Genomic DNA, 18,500 nt, shown 5'->3' with positions numbered 1-18,500 from the left:
GACTGCGATGATTCAGCATATTTATGAGCATTATCACATGCATGTTAAAGAATTAATCCCCCTTGGCCCCTATAAAAGCTTTTGGATTCGCAACAAAATTTATGTACTTGTTCCAATTGGAGAAATGGAGGAAGAAGTACTTGTAGAGATGAAAAAGCTCAGTGACTATATGAACCAGCAAGGGGATATAACTGTAGCGACTTTCGTTCCAACTATACACGGCTACTATGTAAGTGAGATAGAAGAACAAAATTACTGCTTATTAAAAGGTATGCGAGCGTTAGAACGACATGCTACGTCATTAGGGAGTGAACTTTCTATATTCCATAAACGAGGTGCATTCTTTCCAGAAGAAATCGAGCAATTAAGCCGCATTGGTGAATGGAAAGCGTTATGGGAAAAGAGACTCGATCAGTTAGAAAAGTTTTGGCAATCACAAGTGATGAACCACCCTACAGACGTATTCGATCAATTGTTTATTGAATCCTTCCCGTATTACTTAGGAGTTGCAGAAAATGCCATTCAATATGTTGTTGATACAGAAATGGATGATACGCCGCAACTAACGGATGCAGCGACAATTTGCCAAGAACGATTCACACCTTTATTATGGCATCAAACGAAGCGTCTCAAACTTCCTTTTGATTGGGTGTATGATCACCCAACTCGAGATATAGCAGAATGGATTCGCTATATGATGATTGAAAAAAAGAAAGACTGGGATCAAACAATCGTTCAATTTGTTACAGATTATGAACGGAATTACTCGCTGTCCTCATTTGGTTGGCGTTTATTATTTGCAAGGCTCCTGTTCCCGCTTCACTATTTTGAAACGGTCGAACGATATTATCAAACTGGAAACGAAGAACAAAAAAGCATATATAGAGATCGCTTAGAAGCCATTTTACACGATGTGAACCGCTCAGAGCAATTTATGAAGCACTTTTATGGCTCACTTCGTTTACCAGTAGATAAGCTCGGGATTAGAAAATTAGATTGGTTATCTTAAAAATATAAAAAAGAGACCGAGTGAGGTCTCTTTTTTATATACCACAATTTTATGTAATACATTATGCCCCTACCTGCTGATCTGTACATATATTTAAAACGAATTGATGCCTTTCGAGCTTTTCATTTACTTTACCCAATAATTCTTGCTGGATTTCTTTAAATAAAAATTGATAGCTTGTATTCCATGTTGGTATAACGGATGAAAGGCCTAGTAAATACTCTTTTTTCTTTTCTAGTTCTTGGATTGTTACAAAAGTGTTCCCCATTTTTGGCATCTGTCGTCCCCCTATGTTTTTTTACTGTATATGTGTGAACGATTCACTATATAGTATTAATTATCGCATTTTTTGAGAAGGATTTCCAATTTTGTTTTATGATGTTAACGGATAAATGTGATTTGAATAAAAAAAGGAGACCGAATTTGGTCTCCTTTTAGCAAGTGACTTTGAACGAGCCGCTTCCGCTTTTAATTAAAATACTTGTTCTACTTCGATAACGCCTGGTACTTCTTCAAGTAACGCGCGCTCGATACCAGCTTTTAGTGTGATTGTAGAACTTGGGCAGCTTCCGCATGCACCCATAAGGCGTAGTTTTACGATACCTTCTTCAATGTCTACTAATTCAACGTCTCCGCCATCGCGAAGTAAGAATGGACGTAATTTATCTAATACTTCTAATACTTGTTCTTGCATATGTGGGTTTTCCATTTTTATCGACTCCTTTCATCAGTTTTATTATAATCAAGATAGAGGGGAAAATCTATTTTTTCTCTTCTTGTTTTATTGTCGAAATATTGTATCGTGTTTTTTCAGTATAGGGGTATGGAATAAGTTTGTAAAATGATGTGCTTATGTAATAAGACATCTGAATATACTGTTGGGACAAGAAGTGGGGGAGAAGAAATGGTTAATGTGCAAGTGTATGGGACGAAAGTAATTTGTGCGAGCTGCGTCGGAATGCCATCTTCAACAGAAACGTTTGAATGGTTACAAGCGGCAATTGGTCGTAAATATGAAGGACAAGAAAATAAATTTAATTTCGAGTATATTGATTTCCAAGAAGAACAAGAAGATGCGGATAAAAAAGCATTCGCTGAGCGCATAGTGGAAGAAGATTTATTTTATCCGGTCGTTCTTGTAAATGGAGAAATTGTTGGAGAAGGAAATCCTCGTTTGAAGGATGTTTATGAAGAAATCGAGAAATATTTATAAAACAAGAAGTCTTTGCGAATTTGCAAAGGCTTTTTTATTGGAGGGATAGATATGAAAAATGGAGTGAAGCATGCGTTACCAACGGAAGTACAACAGTTAATGGAGCGGTACACAGTAGAATTAAAAGAAATTTTTTTGGATGAAAAAATAGTCGGGGTATATATTTACGGATCCATCGCACTAGGTGCATTTCATAAGGAAACGAGCGATGTTGATTTTGTTACAGTGATAAATGATTCCGTGAATGAAGCTGAAAAACAGCAGCTTGTGGAACTACATAAGAAACTTAGTGACAATACGCTAGGTAAAAGAATGGACGGTATGTATATTCCGCTTGCTGACTTAGGGAAATACAATGATGAAATGAACGAGTACGTGTATTGTGCAGATGGTAAAGCTAATGTTGGTCATTGGGACATTAATGCGGTCACATGGTGGACGTTGAAAAATCAAGGCATTACAGTTACAGGAAAAGAAGCAGAAGATCTTCCGCTGCAAATACAATGGAATGATGTAGTAAATACGATGAAATACAACGTAGAACAGTACTGGAGTGAAAAGGCGAAGAAGCCATATTTATTTTTTATAGAAGAGTGGGTAGAATCAGCTGTCGTTACGATGGGACGCATTTTATATACACTAGATTATAAAACAATCGTTTCAAAAGATAGAGGATTGCAATACTTGTCAGAACGTTCAGCGGAAGAATGGGAGCTCTTATTAAAAGAAGTAGCGAGAATACGGCACAATCCAAAAGAAAAGAGAATGCTCTCAAGGTGGAGAAGGGCAGATATGACGAAGAGGTACTTACTGCATTTAATTGAGACGTGTAGAGAGAAATGGTAGGGAAGAAAATGGACAATACAGTGGGGTGTATTGTCTTTTTTATTTTGTAGTAGATAGAAAAGTATTTACAAGTATTGTGTAGAGGAAAGATAATAGAAAAAAATATGCGCATGGGGGAAGATGATGAGTAAATATAAATTACATATAGATAGAGAACAATTATGGAAAGGATGCGTTTTAAAGTCGATTGCCCATGCAATTAATGTAGCGCATTGTCCAGATTTCTCACATGAAAGTTCATGGGATGGATTTAACTATAGTATGCAAGATAGCCAAGGCGGACAAGGGACAATTACGTTTCATCCGAATTACACGATTGTATGTCTTCAAGATGTGAATAGTGAGAGAATTGATGAGTGGATTGATGCGAAAAATTATTTTGAAGGGGCACCTTCGGAAGTAATAGATATTGCGAAAGAAGAAGCACTTCAATATGTATTAGAAGAAGTAGAAGGTGAAACAGTTCCTTTTATTACAACTGCATTTTGGATTGAGGATAGCGGTGCGTATTCAATTGATTCATTTGAAGAGATGGAAGAGCACGGCGGATTCTTATTAGAAATTCCATTACTTGATACAGAATCAGCAATAGAAAGACTAGAAGAAGAGTATGAACTGACAGAGGAACAAATAGAGCTTTTACAACTCATGTATAAGAAAAAAATCCAAAGTCCAAATGAGGAAATTAAGTTGTCTAAAGAAGAAGTAGCAATGATTGGAACGGAAGATAGCGAAGGATTGGAAGTTAGTAAGGATTCATTTGAAGAAATGAATATTACTTGGGAGTTGTAGGGGGATAACATGTTTCCGATTGGTGATCAGCCGAAGATTATGAAAGACTTAGCAGGTATAGCTGGTGATTTAGAAGAAGTAGCGATTGAGGGGAAAACAAAAAATATAGAACGACTAGCATCTTTTAAAGTTAAAAAATTATGGATGTTCACAGTAAATCAAAAGCAGTTTGATCATATTCTTACGTATGTTTGTCCCGATATATTATACGTTTACAAAATGAGGGTTGAGGATTTAAGTAGCCTTCAGAAATTGTCCAATTTACAACAGTTGTATATGTGCTGGAATACAAAAGCGAAGACGTTATGGGATATTGATTATAATAAAAAACTCAAATCCTTACTAATTGATGATTTTTCTAAGTTAGAAGATTTAAGTGCTTTAAGTAAGTGCACACAACTCAATACCTTCTATATGGGTGGTGGAATAAATACAGCGATGAAAGTACAAACTTTAAAACCGCTCGCTGAATTACAGCAGTTGCAAAAGCTTACTTTGATGAATTTAAAGGTTAAAGATGATTCATTAGAACCGTTAATGCAATTGAAAAATTTAAAGGAGTTAAGCTTATCTAATCAATTTAAAGTGGAAGAGTATGCAAAACTCTCTGTAGCATTGCCATATACGGTATGCGAGTCTTTTAAACCTTACGTATATATGAACGATGCAATAGATGGGAAAAATATAATGGTGACTGGGAGAAGAAGGCCAGTCCTTAATTCAAAAACGGATACTGTGAAGATGCAAAAGTATGAAGAACGATTTAAAAAGTTACAAGAGGAATATAAAGCACTAGTAGAAAGTACAATGTGAAATTACATTGTACTTTCTACTAGTTTTTTCATATACATATCAACTTCGTGAAAGAATATGGGCTCTTTTTCCTCGGTATTCAGATGCAAGGTGCAATGTAAATATTGCTGTAAGTAGCGATTAGCTTGTTCGTACTGTTTTAATTTGTAGAAAGAAAAACAGGTAAGAAGTAGAAACGCTTTTTCTTCTAATATTGGAACGACAGCTAGTACCGGAGTAATGGAATGTATATTTATTTCCACTAAATTTTCATAAGATGCCCACGTTTGAAACCAGTCGAAAATAGTAGAAAGGTAATTCGGAATGTTGATAGTTTCATGTGAAACATTGTGCAATAGCTGGTTCTGTTTGATATGTATAGGCTCTATTCTTGTTTGTAGAATGCAAGCGAATATTGAAATGTTTTCTTTTATTTGTAATTGGTTCGTAATAAGCTGCGGGAGACCGATAGGGTGAACTCCTATATTTATATAAAAATCATCTCCAAACTGGCTTTTTTGTATGTTAATGAGCTTATAAAATCCGTTTTCAGCTTTGAAAAATGTATGTCTTTTTTTCTTAAAGCCGAGTGGTTTTAAAGTGGCGTGTAAATTTGTAATAAAATCTTGCTCCTTTTTAGAGCCAGGCTTATTCTTCGTCATATTCATAAGTAGTTAAGTTTTGTAAGAAACTTTCAAAGTTAGGTGCTAATTCAATAATTTCCTCAAACTCATTATCGATAAATATAACTGGAGGATTTTCAGCTACATTTCGATAGTCTAATGCAATCCATGTATGTCCATCACCAGATAAAAGTACGATATTCTCAGGCATTTCCCATTCTCGAATTAAATAGCGGCTCTCTAAAATACTAGATTCATTTTCATTAAAAGAAATACCATATAAACCAGATACATTAACGTGATCGTCTGCCCAAGAATTTGGCTTTGAAGTAGGGTGAACATCGAGACGAAGAGTTCCCCCATTTTGTTCTTTTAGAAGGGTTATATATGATTCTGGAAGCTTTACGTTCAGTACTTCTTCTGCTTTTTTGATTAGTTCATCTTTAATGGGTGCTAGTTTTAAATAGTCATCGTCTGCCCAAATTGTACTCTTCATATTCGGTCACCTCAAATAATAGTTTTAAGAATCTTATGTCATATATTATAGTTAGTTTAGATAACACGCAATAGAGGGAGGAAATAATGAAAAAGTTTCAAATCGAACTAAATAAACTGCCGACAGAAAATGTCGGAGAAATAGTACTTAGTATAGATGAGAGTATTGTGTTTCAAGAAAAAACAGACATAATAGACCCGATTTGTCAGTTGTTTGACGCTTGTATCGAGGTCTTTAGATATGATGACGCTACAATTTTCTTAAATGAATATGAAAAAAAGATGGAATTTAAGAAGAAAGATGGGGAGTTTCTCATTATTAATCAGAGAGGCAAGAAGTTAGCTAGTGTTGATAGCGAGCAATTTTTACGAGTACTCTTTTCGTTTCTTAAAAAGGAGATAGGGCAGATTTACATGAGTGGAGTTGATTCTTTTCGAATCAAAGATGCTTACCATAGAATGTTAGAAATTGATCCATTTGTTCCTAAACTTGTAAATGGAAATGACGAAATTATGTATCGAACTTATCATTCTACAAGTGACAAGTATGAATTAAAATGGAAGTATTTAAAAGGGAGAGAGGTTGAACCGATATTTACTCCGGTACTATCTCATGATAAGAAAGAGTATCTTTTATGTAGAGGAAAATAACCACAGAATTCGTAAACTCGATAGTGAAACGAAAGAAGAGATTTGGCAGTGCCGTATTCCAATAGTAGAAGATTGTAATTGCATTACTGTGAATGGTGTCGTAATTATTTGGCATGCAAATAGATTTGGAGAAAGTATTGCGAAATTGTATGCTATTTCATCAAGTTGTGGAGAGCTTCTATGGGATTTAGAAATAGAAGGGCATATTATACAAGATGTAAAAACTACGGGAGAAGAGTTACCACGTTTACTAGTTATTACACAAGAAGGCTACAATGTTTTATTAGAGCTTGAAAGTGGAGTAAAAGTATGGGAAAAGAATGTTCGAGTCGGAGGAGAAAAATTGCAGTGCCATCTTGGCCCAGATTACTATGTATTAGCAGGGAATCCTTTTGATGAAGATGGGGAAGTTGATGCATATAGTAATGTTGCAATTGCCATTCAATTATTAGATGCTTCTACACGATGGAAACAAATGATGGAAGATTGTAATCCAAATGAACCAGTTACTTTAACTAATGAACATTTTATATGTGTAGCAATGGAGGTATTACAAAAGTGGGAATATGGAAAAGAAGGCTGTAACTTAATTTTTGAAAAAGCTTTTGATGAGGTATGGTACTCTTGCATTGAATCAAAGGAAGCAAAAATACTATTAACAAGAACTGAGTATGGATATGAAGGGGTAAGTAGACAAATACAATGTTATGATCATAAGAGCGGTCAAAAGTTATATGAAGTAAATATGTCTTTTGAAATTGAATTGCCTCCATTTCTTATCGGAGAGATGATGGTATTGTCCTTAGGAGAAGGCAGAATTTGTGGTATTAATATTCAAACAGGTAAAGTGCTTTGGAACAATACTACTCTACATGATATTACAGAGGTTCTGTTATATAAAGATGGAGAAATTTACATTGCAACTTCAAATTTAGAATTGATAATACTTGATGCTGAATGTGGTGAAGTAAAAGATATAATTAAACTCCCTAAAAATGTTGTTGTAATAGATTTTATTGTATCAATTGAGGCAGGTAATAATGGACTATTCATTAGTTGTGTAAGTGGAAATATGTTTGAAATAGTAGAAGGCTAATTTGTGAGCGCTCTTAAGTCGAGATGTTTGTTTTAAAATAGTAGTATATATTCACTAAAAAGGATGTATAAAAATGATTTTGATGCATCCTTTTTAGTGAATATATAAAATAATTAACTTAGTGTATTAAAGGTATGATACACGATTATTTTAATATATTTAAAAGTAAAATGAAATAAGAAACGGATAATTGTCGGAATATATTCGATTTCCGTTCACTTTTATGAAATATGTGTACTTTTTGTTAGATTCCTTCATTTTGTCCATATACAATAAATGTATATAGAAATAAGAAAAGGATGATGTACGTGAAGGACACGGTTTTACAAGAAACGATTTCTCCACAAGAATTACATAAAGTTGTTCAAAAGAATACAGCTTATTATGACTTTAAGTGGGGTAAAGTAGAAAATCCAGCGCAAGGGAATACATGGAATTGGGTAGCCTTTTTCTTCCCAACTTTTTGGTTAGCTTATCGTAAAATGTATAAGTTATTTATTATATTTGCGTTATTGGCTATACCTAGTATAGTTATACCCCCTTTTATAGATATTCCAGATGGGATTTATGTAACATTTAGTTTAGCTCTTCAATTAGGAATGATGATATTTACTGGATGGCAAGGAAACCGTTTATATTATAAGCAGGCTGTTCGTGTTTTTCGTAAGGGAGAAGATGCGTCTGATCATGAGAAGGCGTATTTCTTACAATCAAAGGGCGGCGTGAGTATTGCTGGTATGATTGGTTTACAGATTATAGTCGGGATTGTGTATGGATTAGCTGCGTTCGGGCTGTCCTTTTTACCAACTGAGCCGAATATTAAAAACGTTGTTCGTTCAAGTGGCGAAGGGGTTACTTTAGAGATTATGACTGATAATCCAACTTGGAAGTTTGTGAAGAAAGAAAAAGATTATGACGTAGTAGAGTTTACTGGTTATGATTATACAGAGAAGAAAAACGTGAAAATTAAATTTGCTGTTTATTTCGATGAAGATTATTTCGAGTGGCAAGAGGTATATGAAAATAATAAGAAGTTAAGTGAAGAAGAAGTAGAAGAATATCAAATTTACATTGAAGAAAATAATTGGGGTTTCTAGAGGGAACTCGTTCATTTTGAAAAGAAGAATCTTGTGAAGGTTCTTCTTTTGTTTATTAGGGGGAGAGAAATGATTTCAGCAGTAATAGAAGCTCTAATAGGATCGATTAGTTTAAGTACGGGTTTACACACGAAAAAGATTGATGCTAACATACGTTACTTGCAGCAGTATGAATGGTTTCGAATCATATATGAAGACGAAAAGTATCGAAAGTTATTTATTACGAACTACAAAGTTCGCTCATATTTACAAAGTAAGCTAAGAGTTCGATTGCTTGTAAAAAATAAAAATGCACAACGAAGATTTTTAAAATTAGTAGAAGAGCAAATAGAAAAACGGCATACAAATTGAAATTTTGTAAAATACAATAAAAAATGAGAATTTGAGGTAGGCTTGTCAATAACGTGAGACTATGGCACTATAAAGAAATGCTATACAAATTTTATTTATCGAGATGTAAACATCAATTTTGATTTTTACGTATAAATAATGAACGGAGGAAATGAATTTATGGCTACTTTACCAAATTGTCCAAAATGTAATTCAGAATATACGTATGAGGATGGCGTTCTTTTCGTATGTCCAGAATGTGCTCATGAGTGGGGCCAAGAAGCAGAAGCTGAAAATAATGATGGTGCGAAAGTTGTAAAAGATGCGAACGGAAACGTTCTTCAAGACGGCGATGCAGTTACTGTTATTAAAGATTTAAAAGTAAAAGGAACTTCTTCGGTTGTGAAGATCGGTACGAAAGTAAAGAGTATCCGTCTAGTTGATGGCGATCACGATATCGATTGCAAAATCGACGGCTTCGGAGCTATGAAGTTAAAATCACAGTTCGTTAAGAAGGCGTAAGTAAATAGAAGAGGAGGCGAATAGCCTCCTCTTTTTATTATGTCACTTTTTGTCGGTAAATCGATATTTCGTACAAAATCGTTGATATATTCTGAGTTATGATAGATATATTTGAAAAATCGTTGATATATTGCAAGTTATGATAGATATATTGAAAAAATCGTTAATATAATTTCATTCATCGTGAACTACGCACGATTCACCGTGCACCATAGTCAATTTCTTTCAATTGACATCGCTTATTAAAGAACGTTTTATATCCAAGCTGTAAAAAGATAATGACAGCAAAGGCAGTACTTCCAGAAATACCGAGTATGATGGCGATTTGATATTGAATGGCTGTGAATGGTGATACACCGGATAATATTTGACCAGTCATCATGCCTGGTAAGCTTATAATTCCCATTCCGACCATAGAATTAATTGTTGGTAAAATAGCAGAGTCAAAAGCGTCTCGAATGAGCGGAGCAGCTGCTTCTTTCGGTGTTGCGCCGAGCATAAGTGCACCTTCAATTTGACCTCTTTGCGATTTCATATTGTTTAAGAACGTATTTGCGCCGAGAGAAACACCAGTCATGGCATTCCCAACTAACATTCCTGTAATAGGGACGATATATTGCGGAGCATACCACGGATCATGTCCGATAATAACAAAGATAAATAGTAGAAGTGGCCCAATTGATCCGGCGACCATGGAAAGGGCGGCTACTCGTTTTAATTCTTTAGACATTGGGATGTTAACTCGTTTATAAATATTAAAAATTGCAAAGGTAGTAATAGAAGTAATGAGAGCAATTGTATAAAATGGATTACTGTTTTCAAATACGTATGTAAGGACATATGCAACAAGTACGAGCTGAATCGTCATACGGAATGTTGCGAGCGCGATTTGTTTTTCGCGAGGTATTCCTTTTAATTTTACAAGTCCAATTAAAATAAGAATAAAAATATAGGCAGCTGCAAGTTGCCAAATTTGGAGTTCAATAACGCCCTTCAACAGAGAGCACTTCCTTTCTAGTTGCACCGTTTGCTTTACTAATCTCAATAATGTCGTCTGCAACTTCTTTTGGAAGTTGTTGTGAGTGTGTGATGAAGATAATTGTTTTTTTCTTTTTTCGTGCTAGTTCAGTAAATTGTTTCATAACGTGGCGTTCTGTATCACTGTCTAATGCTGAAGTAGGTTCATCTAATAAATAGACAGGCGGATCCATAAGTACGATACGTGCAAAGGCAAGTCTTTGTTTTTCACCGCCAGATAGTGAGGAGGCGCTATCTTCTAATTGCTTGTCTAAGCTAACGGTTTGTAATGCACTCCGCAGGGCATCATCATTTGGAAATGGTTTTTCAGAAAGACGAAGTCCCATTAATAGGTTGTCTTTAACGGTTCCATCAAAAATAGGTGGAGTTTGCCCAAGCATAACTACGTCACGACGTAATTGAATAGGATGATAATCAGAAATTAATTTTCCGTTATATTCAATTGTGCCGGATGTTGGAGATTGTAAATCGTTTAACATGCGAAGCAACGTGCTTTTTCCGCTTCCGCTTTCACCGATAATGCAAGTAATCTTTTCTTTTTGAATCTGTAAATAAGGAATGTGTAGTATATCTTTATATATAACGTTTTTTAATATAAACATAAATCGCTCCTTTCTGATTCTAGTTATATCGTATCAAAAAAGAGAAGATAACGGTTATAAAGAGCAACGTTTTTTCTTCGTCTTGAGTTTTATTAATAAGTTAAGTAAACGATCTAATTCTTGGCTGAAAGAAATCACTTTATCATGAGTCAATCCGTATCGTTCAACGAGATAGATTAACTCTTTCTTTTTCGCTTCTATTCGATTGTTTAGTTTCGATAAGTTCATAAGTGGAATGTAATGCCTCCTACAAAAGTATTTATCACATAAAAAATAAGACCGAATGAATTCGGTCTTCAAGGAAATAATAAAACAACTTACAAATAGCATACAATGTTTATCAATATTTTTTAATATAAAAATGAAAAATAAATCATTATAAATATTGAGAAAGATGTGTCTGATAATTTTTAAAAACTGATGCAAAGAGGCTGCCTACATAGTAGACAGCCTGTAAAGTATTAACCCTTATGATATTTGTACATCCAAAGAAGACCAGATTTTAATAATCTCGGTACACGTCCCATTAACGGTTGGTTTGCGAGTAAACCAAATCCGTGTTTTTTACCAAGAGATCCTAGAACACCTTTTAATTTAATAACAGGTAGTTCATCAGGGAGTGGTTCATTATTCCAACGTTTTAATAATATTTGGACAATTTGTTCTCCTTGACCTTCAGCAAGTTGGGCAGATGGTGCATGTGGAAGTGCTGCGCAATCTCCTACAACGTAAACATGCTCGTTGTTTGGAATATTGTGATATTTCGTTAAGACAACCCGTCCGCTACCATCTTGTTCAACTGGAAGGTTTCGAACAACTTCATTTGCTTGAATACCAGCTGTCCAGACAATTGCATCACATTCAAGTGGTTCATCGTGATTATACACAATATTTGGTTCCACTTTTGTAATGTTAGAGTTTCTTATAATATTAACTTTATGTTTTACGAACCATTCTTCTACGTATCTACTTAATTTCTCTGGATACGGGAATAAAATTCTATCTTTTCGATCAAATAAATAGATTTTTAAATCAGAACGGCTTTCACGAAGTTCACTTGCTACTTCAACGCCACTTAAGCCAGCACCAACAACAGCTACTGTTGCATTTGGTTCTAGACTATTTAATTGTTCATATGTTTTACGTGTTTGTTCAATTGATTGTAGACTATGTGTATATTCCCTAGCCCCAGGAACGTTATGATATTTATCTTCACAGCCAAGTCCGATAATTAAGTCATCATATTGGATTGCTTCGCCGCCATCGAGATGAACAGCTTTTTCTTCGAGGTCAATATTTGTTATTGTGCCGTATTGAATATTGAGGCGTGGGTGTTCAGGAAACGGTATACGAATATGCGTTTCTGAAATAGTACCCGCAACTAATGCATAATATTCAGTTTTGAAGCAATGATATGGTACTTTGTCGATTAATGTCACTTGTACATCATCTGGAAGTTGGTTGCTTGGAAGTAGCCTTTGCAGAATTCTCATTCCACCGTAGCCGCCACCTAGTATTACGAGGTGTTTCATGATGGATTACCCCTTTTCTGTTGAAATATCCCCTAATCATAAAATTTTATATTAATAAAATATTTTGACTTTACTCAATCAAATTATATCGAATTTGTGAACAAATAACAATGCATGAATGAATACTCTGTTGTACAATAAGAAGAAAAGTAAAATAAACTGTTTTTCCTTTGTAGTTACTATTTCATTGGAAGTAGCATGTTATATAGAAGAAGTCATCTACTTTGAAGTGAAGTAATGAAGTAACTAAATAGTTTAGACTGTGTAACGAAAACAACAAGAAACAGCTTAGTTTTCTTCTTATAGATAAAGTGAAAAGGTAATTTGTTTTGTAGTACAGGGGGGAGAATTTTGATTAAACCATTAATTGAATTTTGTGTAGGTAACCTTGCAAGTGGTTCACAAGCAGCTCTAGAAAAATTAGAAAAAGATCCGAATTTAGATGTAATGGAGTACGGTTGTCTAGGGTATTGTGGTATTTGTTTTGAAGGACCGTTTGCACTTGTAAATGGTGAAGTTGTACAAGGTGCAACAGTAGAAGAGCTTGTTAATAATGTATATGAGTATTTGGATGAAAATCCAATGTTTTAAGGTGTTGCGAATTAGCAGCACCTTTTCCATTAGATAAAACTTTATTTTGTGGGGAAGACTAATGCTGATTATTAGCCTTCCCCAATTGAAAATAGTGGGATAAATAAAAAAAGGCCCTTTTTAGAAGGGCTTTTTTCTTACACAAATTGTGTAAGAGTGGCTCATCGCCAAACGTTGTCAAATATGAGAAACGGGGGACATTCATATTGTGTTCTAAAAGCATGCATTTTATACTTAACATAACAAATTATTTTTGGAGTGAATATAAATGAGCCAATTTTCTTTTACAAAAATGCATGGTCTTGGCAATAGTTATATATATGTAAATATGTTTGAAGAACAAATTCCTGAAGAAGATTTAGCTCTTGTGGCCGAAAAGGTTTCAAATATTAATACTGGTATTGGAGCAGATGGAATGATTTTAATTTGTCCATCTGATGTAGCACCGGTGAAAATGCGCATGTTTAATAATGATGGATCAGAAGGAAAGAGCTGTGGTAACGGTTTACGCTGCGTAGCGAAATATGCGTATGAGCATAAACTAGTAGAAGAAACAGTTTTTACAATTGAAACGTTGGCTGGTATTGTAACGGCTGAAGTAACAGTAGAAGATGGTGTCGTGACATTAGCGAAAATCGATATGGGGGCACCTCGTCTAACACGTGCAGAAATACCGATGCTTGGTGAAAGTGAAACACCATTTATTCGTGAAAACTTCTTATATAATAATCATCGTTATGCATTTACAGCTGTTTCAATGGGAAATCCGCATGCGGTTATTTTTGTTGATGATGTAGAAAAGGCACCTCTTACAACACTTGGACCAGTTCTTGAAACACATGAAATGTTTCCAGAGCGAGTAAATGTTGAATTTATCGAAATTTTGAATGAGGACGAGATGAATTTCCGTGTTTGGGAACGTGGATCTGGTGTAACACAAGCTTGCGGAACAGGAGCGTGCGCTGCAGTTGTAGCTGCTATTTTAAATGGAAAGATGGAACGAGGTAAGGAAATTACAGTTCATTTAGCTGGCGGCGATTTAATGATTGCGTGGACTGAAGAAGGAAACGTGTTAATGAAAGGACCAGCAGAAGTAATTTGCCGCGGAGTGTATGAGTACAAGATAGAAGCGTAAAGATGTATAATAGAAGAAGAACAGAAAGGATGGTGTATTTCATGATTGAAGTAACAGAACAAGCAGCTTTTCAAATTAAAGATATGTTAAAAGATGCTGAAGATGGAGAGAAGTACGTGCGCCTTGCTGTACACGGCGGCGGATGTAGTGGTCTTTCTTACGGCTTAGGATTTGAAGTAGAACCAAAAGAAGACGACACAGTTCTTGAGTTTTTCGGTGTCGAATTTGTTATCGATAAAGAAAGTGCTCCGATTGTTAAAGGAGTAAAAATTGATTATAAACAATCTATGCTTGGCGGCGGATTCACAATTGATAATCCAAACGCAATCGCATCATGCGGATGTGGATCATCTTTCCGTACAGCGACGAATGCTGGTAAACCAGAAGAATGCTAAGTTTTTAGACGAAATAGAAAAGGCCTTTTTAGCGATGGAATAAAATCGTTAGAAAGGTCTTTTCTTTTGGCGTTAAAACAGAAAATGCATGTAAAGTTACTTTGGAATTTAATTTAAATGTTATTATATATAGTATATGTAATTTATATTGTGAATTCCAGTTTCATATTGCTCGTTTTAAGATAAGATTTCGTAACAGAAATGTAAATAAATAGAAGAAATATACTATTTATTAGTTGTATTTAATGTTAATATTTGTAACGAAGATGATTGGCGATCGTGTTCGGACTAGCTGTAGTTTCACCGGTTATTACTAATAGGTAGATTTATCCCATAAAAGCCCGATTGGTGAGGGCTGATTAAAGTTTCACTTTATATAAAAAAGGTGTATGAGGGAGAAGGCTATAGCAAATTGTATAGAACTGAATAGTTCCGTATTCATTAAATTACGTTGATTACTAGATATTAAAAAACACCGAGGGGATTAGAATGAAGTTATTTAAGAAAGTACTTATAGTAGGGGTGGCGCTGACTACAGTATCGATTTTGGGAGCTTGTTCTAGCGATACAGACGTATTAACAAAAGTAGGAGCAAAGCAACCAGCGAAGGCCGAAGGTGAAGAAGTATTAAAAGATCAGAAGAAAACACCTATGACCACGAGTAAACGTGAAAGTATTAAAAATGAGGATGCTCCATCATCAAAGAAGCGTTATATTTCTCATGACGAATCTCAAAAGATTGAGGAAGGTATGACGTATACGGATATTCTTAATACGATCGACTACGGTGGTGAGAATATAAAACATTATAATAATAATGAAAAACGCGTATTTTATACTGAAAAAGATACGGATGGTACATATGAAATTATGGTTGAATTAAATACATATGGTTACGTTGTGAATATTGAACGTACTGCTATAAAGGGTACAGATAAAGAGAATGAGGTATCTATGAAACGTATTGAAGAGCCTGTAAAGGAATATGAAGAAAAAAACGATCGTGTACCGTGGTATAAAGATGTAAACAACAATTCGGCAGCAGTAAGTTACAATCAATATTTGAAAATAAAAAAAGGTATGCCCGCGAATCAGGTAAAAGCTACAATTGGACAGCCGCATTTGATTGAGAAATATAAATCTTATTCAGTATATGACTATACTGGTTATGGTGGAGAAGGATCATTACGTGTAATCTTTGAACCGAATGGAACTGTTACGGATGTAGTGGAAGACGGTTTACCACGATAATAAATTAATTACGGGAAGAATTGTAGTAAAGTTGTCTTTGATTTTATAAAGTTTTTGGGAGCATCTCCCAATATAGGTGAAAAAATAATTATAGTATTAGTATTTACCGAAGCTTCTTCCAAATTCAATAGCGTTATTGTGGATGTTGTTGCCGTATTATTTTTGTTGATATATACCGCAGTAGGGCAGCAATTGTAACTGGACGTAAAAGGACGCGGAGGAGTAGCAGCTTCCTTTTGAAAGAAGGAGGAAAATATGATAGAGGATATTTTTGAATTCATAGGGAGATACGTAATTAAACCTGTTATTAATTTAGTAAGATATCTTGTAATAGAGATTATAATTGAGGGCATAATAGAAGGCGTAATAAATGGTATAAGGAAATTACGTGATAAGTGGCGAAATTGGCGTGAAAGACGTTATTGGCGGTAGTGTAGCTGATGAGCGTGCGAAACAAAAACGTTATACAGAAGTTTAATGAAATGATAGCAAACGACCCGCATTTACAATCTGTACTCGTTCCAATTGGTGATGGAATGACGATTTCTAAAGTGAAGAAATAATTATTATCTTACAAAAGTGTAATGTTCATGTCATGTTTTTGAATTTCTTCTTTAAGCTCTGGGCTTTAAGATAAGAATATAAGAAAAAACATATGAGGTGAAGGAAATGAAAAGATACATTGCACTATTTAGTATTTTAGTTGTATTTGCAAGTTTGTTAGTTGGTTGTGATTTAAACCGTATGGGTAAAGATGAGTACTACGTTCAAATTACAGTAGATGGAAAAGAAGTTCATAGTAAAGCTGATAATGGTCAAAAATATAAAGATTATGAGTATAAGCTAACTGGCTTTGATAAAGACGGTAAAGAGAAAGAATTAGAATTTACAGCTCAAAAAAATCTTCGTAAAGAAGCATTCCTACGCGTATATCACTCAGATAAAAAAGGTGTATCAGCTTGGGAAGAAGTAAAGAAAGACGAGCTTCCAGCGAAAGTGAAAGAAAAATTAGGCGTGAAATAAGACAGATAGAAAAGGAATTGACGAACAGGGTCAATTCCTTTTTTTGTTTTCAAATTCTTCTTCTGAAATGACTTTAAATCCGTGTCTTTTAAATAAAGCAGTTGTCACTCCGAAACCAGTTTGTTTATTCCCGTTAAATTCTCCAGTGTAAATTGTAGAACTACCACAAGATGGACTACGTTCTTTCAAAATAATATATTCTGGGTGTAAATTTTTAATTTGTTCTAGCGCTTTATAAGCACCGCTCACGAAAGCTTCTGTAACATCTTCACCATCTTTTGTCATCACTTTCGCTTTTCCGTCTAAAACGTCGTCGCCATTCCCGCCAATAATTTCAGCTGAGGGGCGAGGTGTTGGTAATCCCCCTAATACTTCAGGACAAATGAGGACTGTATCTTCTTTTTGCAAAAGCTCCTCTATTTTTGAAACGAGATTGTCATTTCCATCATACCGACAAGCGATACCACCTAAACAAGCACTAATTACGATCATATTTTCATCTCCAATAAAAAAATATTAACTATCACGCCAATTTTTCTTCCTGCCTCTTATTTATAAGTGAGGTGATAAAAATGGGAAGCTTATATAATTTAATGAAACCATACAGTGAATTTCAAAGTAAAGAAGAGTTTAATACATATCAAAAACAAGTTTTGAAACATTATCGATTTCAATTAAATAAAACGGATGCTACCATTATTCATTTTTTAGGAAAGTATGCAGTGAATGAGAAACAGAAAACAGTGGGGGTTGCTTGTCCATTAATGGAGACGATTGCTACAAATGTTGGAAAGAGTATTCGTACAGTACGCCGCTCTATTGCAAAGTTAGAGGAACTAGGAATTATAAAGCGTGTTGCGACAAAAGAAAGACATAGGCGCGGCGGATATAGTGCGAACTTATATGTATTTCTTATATCTGCAATTGACCGCATGGATGACCGTATGAAAATGTCCGCATGTGAAAGTGAGGATTATACAGCTGGCTGTAGCGGAAAGGAGCAAAAAAGCGAAAGGGAAACAATTCTTTCTAAAAACATTCCACAAATAAAAGAGAAAAGAAAAATAACGTACGAGCTTGATGAGACGTATTGCCGTCATGATATACCGAAGCCTTTTATATACGCACTTCTGCCGATGACGAGTAATCCGAAGAAGATTAATATATTTTGGAGTAAGGTGGAACTTGCATATAAAAAGAGTGGATTACTAGAGCAAGGTGTTTTACTGGAGCAAATATTAGCTGATGAAGAAGTGTATGGGAATTTCATTTGGCGCGTGAAAAGTGTTGTGAGGGCGTATAAATACGGGGAAATCCGTAAAAATGTGAAGGCACTTTTATATAGTACAGTGCGGGATTTATTTTTAGAGGTTGGATTAGAATGGGGAGCAGCTGTGAGAAGAAGTAAGGGGATACCGTTATTTGATCCTTTTAAAAAGGAGCCATGCGTAAATGCATGACTCCAAG

23 protein-coding genes and 3 pseudogenes are annotated in these 18,500 nt (G+C 34.9%); 17 read left to right on the top strand and 9 right to left on the bottom strand.

Going from position 1 to position 18,500, the window contains the following annotated elements; all coding sequences use genetic code 11:
- Positions 1–7 precede the first annotated feature (7 nt).
- The gene (gene yutH / locus BC_RS24715; protein ID WP_000614215.1) at positions 8–1,009 is read left to right on the top strand and encodes a spore coat putative kinase YutH; all 1,002 of its coding nucleotides are present in this window, start codon (positions 8–10) and stop codon (positions 1,007–1,009) included.
- A 61-nt stretch (positions 1,010–1,070) separates the two neighbouring features.
- Here the strand turns inward: yutH and BC_RS24710 are convergent, their stop codons facing one another.
- Positions 1,071–1,286 carry a hypothetical protein gene (locus BC_RS24710; protein WP_001125507.1) on the bottom strand — a complete coding sequence of 72 codons (216 nt, stop codon included), beginning with the start codon at positions 1,284–1,286 and terminating at the stop codon, positions 1,071–1,073.
- A 195-nt stretch (positions 1,287–1,481) separates the two neighbouring features.
- Positions 1,482–1,718 (bottom strand): NifU family protein, encoded by a 237-nt coding sequence (locus BC_RS24705; RefSeq protein WP_000431159.1) that lies wholly within the window; start codon positions 1,716–1,718, stop codon positions 1,482–1,484.
- Positions 1,719–1,913: 195 nt separating this feature from the next.
- On the opposite strand from BC_RS24705, the gene BC_RS24700 reads away from it, so the two are divergent.
- From BC_RS24700 to BC_RS24685, 4 genes are all read left to right on the top strand, one after another.
- Positions 1,914–2,222, top strand: a complete 309-nt coding sequence (locus BC_RS24700) for a YuzD family protein (RefSeq protein WP_000248587.1) — start codon at positions 1,914–1,916, stop codon at positions 2,220–2,222.
- Between the two features lie 51 nt (positions 2,223–2,273).
- Positions 2,274–3,068 (top strand): nucleotidyltransferase domain-containing protein, encoded by a 795-nt coding sequence (locus BC_RS24695; RefSeq protein WP_000788486.1) that lies wholly within the window; start codon positions 2,274–2,276, stop codon positions 3,066–3,068.
- A gap of 123 nt (positions 3,069–3,191) precedes the next feature.
- On the top strand, positions 3,192–3,860 hold the full coding sequence (locus BC_RS24690; RefSeq protein WP_000049695.1) for a hypothetical protein: 669 nt from the start codon (positions 3,192–3,194) through the stop codon (positions 3,858–3,860).
- Between the two features lie 9 nt (positions 3,861–3,869).
- Positions 3,870–4,673 (top strand): leucine-rich repeat domain-containing protein, encoded by an 804-nt coding sequence (locus BC_RS24685; RefSeq protein WP_000483943.1) that lies wholly within the window; start codon positions 3,870–3,872, stop codon positions 4,671–4,673.
- 2 nt (positions 4,674–4,675) lie between these two features.
- Here the strand turns inward: BC_RS24685 and BC_RS24680 are convergent, their stop codons facing one another.
- A complete protein-coding gene (locus BC_RS24680) occupies positions 4,676–5,314 on the bottom strand; it encodes a DUF4304 domain-containing protein (protein ID WP_033685532.1) in 639 nt (212 codons plus the stop codon).
- Entirely contained in the window at positions 5,301–5,771 is a 471-nt protein-coding gene (locus BC_RS24675) for an SMI1/KNR4 family protein (RefSeq protein WP_002195901.1), read from the bottom strand. The genes BC_RS24680 and BC_RS24675 overlap by 14 nt, the downstream gene beginning before the upstream one ends.
- Before the next feature lie 86 nt (positions 5,772–5,857).
- Between BC_RS24675 and BC_RS24670 the strand changes: the two are divergent.
- The 4 genes and pseudogenes from BC_RS24670 (at position 5,858) to phnA (ending at position 9,466) form a co-directional block, all read left to right on the top strand.
- Positions 5,858–7,517 (top strand): annotated as a pseudogene (locus BC_RS24670) (PQQ-binding-like beta-propeller repeat protein).
- 299 nt (positions 7,518–7,816) lie between these two features.
- Positions 7,817–8,614, top strand: coding sequence for a DUF2628 domain-containing protein (locus BC_RS24665; RefSeq protein ID WP_002026505.1), 798 nt, complete (start codon positions 7,817–7,819; stop codon positions 8,612–8,614).
- 69 nt (positions 8,615–8,683) lie between these two features.
- Positions 8,684–8,965, top strand: a complete 282-nt coding sequence (locus tag BC_RS24660; RefSeq protein ID WP_000622367.1) for a hypothetical protein — start codon at positions 8,684–8,686, stop codon at positions 8,963–8,965.
- Positions 8,966–9,124: 159 nt separating this feature from the next.
- Entirely contained in the window at positions 9,125–9,466 is a 342-nt protein-coding gene (gene phnA / locus BC_RS24655) for an alkylphosphonate utilization operon protein PhnA (protein WP_000212737.1), read from the top strand.
- Positions 9,467–9,665: 199 nt separating this feature from the next.
- On the opposite strand, the gene BC_RS24650 is transcribed toward phnA, so the two are convergent.
- The 4 genes from BC_RS24650 to BC_RS24635 form a co-directional block, all read right to left on the bottom strand.
- Positions 9,666–10,463, bottom strand: a complete 798-nt coding sequence (locus BC_RS24650; protein ID WP_000679254.1) for an ABC transporter permease — start codon at positions 10,461–10,463, stop codon at positions 9,666–9,668.
- Entirely contained in the window at positions 10,447–11,106 is a 660-nt protein-coding gene (locus BC_RS24645; protein WP_000470311.1) for an ABC transporter ATP-binding protein, read from the bottom strand. Before BC_RS24645 ends, BC_RS24650 begins: the two co-directional genes overlap by 17 nt.
- A 54-nt stretch (positions 11,107–11,160) precedes the next feature.
- Positions 11,161–11,334: an aspartyl-phosphate phosphatase Spo0E family protein gene (locus tag BC_RS24640; protein WP_001054091.1), complete on the bottom strand. Its 174-nt coding sequence runs from the start codon at positions 11,332–11,334 to the stop codon at positions 11,161–11,163.
- A gap of 233 nt (positions 11,335–11,567) precedes the next feature.
- On the bottom strand, positions 11,568–12,638 hold the full coding sequence (locus BC_RS24635) for an NAD(P)/FAD-dependent oxidoreductase (protein ID WP_000682068.1): 1,071 nt from the start codon (positions 12,636–12,638) through the stop codon (positions 11,568–11,570).
- A gap of 351 nt (positions 12,639–12,989) precedes the next feature.
- On the opposite strand from BC_RS24635, the gene BC_RS24630 reads away from it, so the two are divergent.
- The 7 genes and pseudogenes from BC_RS24630 (at position 12,990) to BC_RS24605 (ending at position 17,033) form a co-directional block, all read left to right on the top strand.
- Entirely contained in the window at positions 12,990–13,229 is a 240-nt protein-coding gene (locus BC_RS24630; protein ID WP_000595026.1) for a YuzB family protein, read from the top strand.
- A 268-nt stretch (positions 13,230–13,497) separates the two neighbouring features.
- The gene (dapF, locus tag BC_RS24625; RefSeq protein ID WP_000077401.1) at positions 13,498–14,364 is read left to right on the top strand and encodes a diaminopimelate epimerase; all 867 of its coding nucleotides are present in this window, start codon (positions 13,498–13,500) and stop codon (positions 14,362–14,364) included.
- 41 nt (positions 14,365–14,405) lie between these two features.
- Positions 14,406–14,759, top strand: coding sequence for a HesB/IscA family protein (locus tag BC_RS24620; RefSeq protein WP_000573822.1), 354 nt, complete (start codon positions 14,406–14,408; stop codon positions 14,757–14,759).
- 489 nt (positions 14,760–15,248) lie between these two features.
- On the top strand, positions 15,249–16,010 hold the full coding sequence (locus BC_RS24615; protein ID WP_000765219.1) for a hypothetical protein: 762 nt from the start codon (positions 15,249–15,251) through the stop codon (positions 16,008–16,010).
- A 54-nt stretch (positions 16,011–16,064) separates the two neighbouring features.
- A pseudogene (locus BC_RS28125) lies at positions 16,065–16,285 on the top strand (hypothetical protein).
- A gap of 113 nt (positions 16,286–16,398) precedes the next feature.
- A pseudogene (locus BC_RS24610) lies at positions 16,399–16,573 on the top strand (methyltransferase).
- A gap of 106 nt (positions 16,574–16,679) precedes the next feature.
- Positions 16,680–17,033: a YxeA family protein gene (locus BC_RS24605; protein ID WP_000833152.1), complete on the top strand. Its 354-nt coding sequence runs from the start codon at positions 16,680–16,682 to the stop codon at positions 17,031–17,033.
- Between the two features lie 30 nt (positions 17,034–17,063).
- On the opposite strand, the gene BC_RS24600 is transcribed toward BC_RS24605, so the two are convergent.
- Positions 17,064–17,525, bottom strand: a complete 462-nt coding sequence (locus BC_RS24600; RefSeq protein ID WP_000635494.1) for a DUF523 domain-containing protein — start codon at positions 17,523–17,525, stop codon at positions 17,064–17,066.
- An 80-nt stretch (positions 17,526–17,605) separates the two neighbouring features.
- On the opposite strand from BC_RS24600, the gene BC_RS24595 reads away from it, so the two are divergent.
- Positions 17,606–18,493 carry a helix-turn-helix domain-containing protein gene (locus BC_RS24595; protein ID WP_000535235.1) on the top strand — a complete coding sequence of 296 codons (888 nt, stop codon included), beginning with the start codon at positions 17,606–17,608 and terminating at the stop codon, positions 18,491–18,493.
- Positions 18,494–18,500 lie beyond the last annotated feature (7 nt).

It is taken from the genome of Bacillus cereus ATCC 14579, assembly GCF_000007825.1.
Lineage (GTDB): Bacteria > Bacillota > Bacilli > Bacillales > Bacillaceae_G > Bacillus_A > Bacillus_A cereus.
This window is presented reverse-complemented; position numbering and strand designations above follow the sequence as displayed.

What these genes read in the sequence shown, in the direction of transcription:
- yutH (WP_000614215.1), top strand. Translation starts at nt 8, where the DNA reads ATGATTCAGCATATTTATGAGCATTATCACATGCATGTTAAAGAATTA.
- BC_RS24710 (WP_001125507.1), bottom strand. Translation starts at nt 1,286, where the DNA reads ATGCCAAAAATGGGGAACACTTTTGTAACAATCCAAGAACTAGAAAAG.
- BC_RS24705 (WP_000431159.1), bottom strand. Translation starts at nt 1,718, where the DNA reads ATGGAAAACCCACATATGCAAGAACAAGTATTAGAAGTATTAGATAAA.
- BC_RS24700 (WP_000248587.1), top strand. Translation starts at nt 1,914, where the DNA reads ATGGTTAATGTGCAAGTGTATGGGACGAAAGTAATTTGTGCGAGCTGC.
- BC_RS24695 (WP_000788486.1), top strand. Translation starts at nt 2,274, where the DNA reads ATGAAAAATGGAGTGAAGCATGCGTTACCAACGGAAGTACAACAGTTA.
- BC_RS24690 (WP_000049695.1), top strand. Translation starts at nt 3,192, where the DNA reads ATGAGTAAATATAAATTACATATAGATAGAGAACAATTATGGAAAGGA.
- BC_RS24685 (WP_000483943.1), top strand. Translation starts at nt 3,870, where the DNA reads ATGTTTCCGATTGGTGATCAGCCGAAGATTATGAAAGACTTAGCAGGT.
- BC_RS24680 (WP_033685532.1), bottom strand. Translation starts at nt 5,314, where the DNA reads ATGACGAAGAATAAGCCTGGCTCTAAAAAGGAGCAAGATTTTATTACA.
- BC_RS24675 (WP_002195901.1), bottom strand. Translation starts at nt 5,771, where the DNA reads ATGAAGAGTACAATTTGGGCAGACGATGACTATTTAAAACTAGCACCC.
- BC_RS24665 (WP_002026505.1), top strand. Translation starts at nt 7,817, where the DNA reads ATGATGTACGTGAAGGACACGGTTTTACAAGAAACGATTTCTCCACAA.
- BC_RS24660 (WP_000622367.1), top strand. Translation starts at nt 8,684, where the DNA reads ATGATTTCAGCAGTAATAGAAGCTCTAATAGGATCGATTAGTTTAAGT.
- phnA (WP_000212737.1), top strand. Translation starts at nt 9,125, where the DNA reads ATGGCTACTTTACCAAATTGTCCAAAATGTAATTCAGAATATACGTAT.
- BC_RS24645 (WP_000470311.1), bottom strand. Translation starts at nt 11,106, where the DNA reads ATGTTTATATTAAAAAACGTTATATATAAAGATATACTACACATTCCT.
- BC_RS24640 (WP_001054091.1), bottom strand. Translation starts at nt 11,334, where the DNA reads ATGAACTTATCGAAACTAAACAATCGAATAGAAGCGAAAAAGAAAGAG.
- BC_RS24635 (WP_000682068.1), bottom strand. Translation starts at nt 12,638, where the DNA reads ATGAAACACCTCGTAATACTAGGTGGCGGCTACGGTGGAATGAGAATT.
- dapF (WP_000077401.1), top strand. Translation starts at nt 13,498, where the DNA reads ATGAGCCAATTTTCTTTTACAAAAATGCATGGTCTTGGCAATAGTTAT.
- BC_RS24620 (WP_000573822.1), top strand. Translation starts at nt 14,406, where the DNA reads ATGATTGAAGTAACAGAACAAGCAGCTTTTCAAATTAAAGATATGTTA.
- BC_RS24615 (WP_000765219.1), top strand. Translation starts at nt 15,249, where the DNA reads ATGAAGTTATTTAAGAAAGTACTTATAGTAGGGGTGGCGCTGACTACA.
- BC_RS24605 (WP_000833152.1), top strand. Translation starts at nt 16,680, where the DNA reads ATGAAAAGATACATTGCACTATTTAGTATTTTAGTTGTATTTGCAAGT.
- BC_RS24600 (WP_000635494.1), bottom strand. Translation starts at nt 17,525, where the DNA reads ATGATCGTAATTAGTGCTTGTTTAGGTGGTATCGCTTGTCGGTATGAT.
- BC_RS24595 (WP_000535235.1), top strand. Translation starts at nt 17,606, where the DNA reads ATGGGAAGCTTATATAATTTAATGAAACCATACAGTGAATTTCAAAGT.